This is a genomic window from Streptomyces sp. NPDC060035 (genome assembly GCF_042736635.1).
In the GTDB taxonomy this organism is placed as follows: Bacteria; Actinomycetota; Actinomycetes; order Streptomycetales; family Streptomycetaceae; genus Streptomyces.
In genome coordinates this window covers 1-1,061 of sequence record NZ_JBHWVO010000077.1, presented here as the reverse complement: position 1 = coordinate 1,061, position 1,061 = coordinate 1, and the positions used below count along the sequence as shown (strand labels likewise).

1 protein-coding gene is annotated in these 1,061 nt (G+C 64.2%); it reads left to right on the top strand.

What is annotated here, in order from left to right; all coding sequences use genetic code 11:
* Positions 1–5: 5 nt before the first annotated feature.
* Positions 6–1,061 carry an IS630 family transposase gene (locus tag ACFWBQ_RS38330; protein WP_385508676.1) on the top strand — a complete coding sequence of 352 codons (1,056 nt, stop codon included), beginning with the start codon at positions 6–8 and terminating at the stop codon, positions 1,059–1,061.

Sequence of the window (1,061 nt, the reverse complement as noted above, 5' to 3'; positions counted from 1 at the left end):
TGACACTGTCGGACGACGAACGAACCGCACTCGAGGAATGGGTGCGGCGTCGTTCCACGCCGCAGGCGTGGGCCTTGCGGTGTCGGATCGTCCTGGCCTGCGCCGAGGGTTCCTCGAACAAGGACGTGGCTGCTCAACTCGGCTCCACACCTCATGCGGTGGGCCGCTGGCGGGCCCGGTTCGTGCAGTACCGGATCGCCGGTCTGGGGGACATGCCACGTCCGGGCGGTCCCAGGACGGTGACGGACGAGCAGGTCGCCGCGGTGGTCACCAGGACACTGGAATCCACTCCGAAGAACGCGACGCACTGGTCGACGCGGTCGATGGCGAAAGAGATGGGCCTCTCCCAGTCATCGGTGTCACGGATCTGGCGGGCCTTCGGCCTGCAGCCGCACCGGTCGGAGACCTTCAAGCTGTCGACCGATCCGTACTTCGTCGACAAGGTCCACGATGTCGTGGGCCTCTACCTGGACCCGCCCGAGCGGGCCTTGGTGTTCTGCGTGGACGAGAAGTCGCAGATCCAGGCGCTGGATCGGTCCCAGCCGGTGCTGCCGATGATGCCTGGGGTTCCCGAGCGGGCGACCCACGACTACGTCCGCGCCGGCACCACCACCCTGTTCGCCGCACTTGAGGTCGCCACCGGCAAAGTGATCGGCTCCCTGCACCGCAGACATCGGGCCGAGGAGTTCAAGAGGTTCCTGACCAAGCTCGACAAAGAGGTGCCTGCCGGCCTGGATGTCCACCTCATCTGCGACAACTACGCCACCCACAAGACACCCGCCATCAAGAAGTGGCTGCCGGCCCACCCCCGCTTCCACCTTCACTTCACACCGACCGGATCTTCCTGGCTGAACCTCGTCGAGCGATGGTTCGCCGAACTGACCAACAAACAGATACGACGAGGCGTCCACAGGTCTGTCCAAGCCCTGGAGAAGGACATCCGCAACTGGATCGCCGCCTGGAACACCGATCCGAAGCCCTACATCTGGACAAAGACCGCGGACGAAATCCTCGAACGCCTCGCCAGTTATCTGAACAGAATTCCCGACTCAGAACACTAG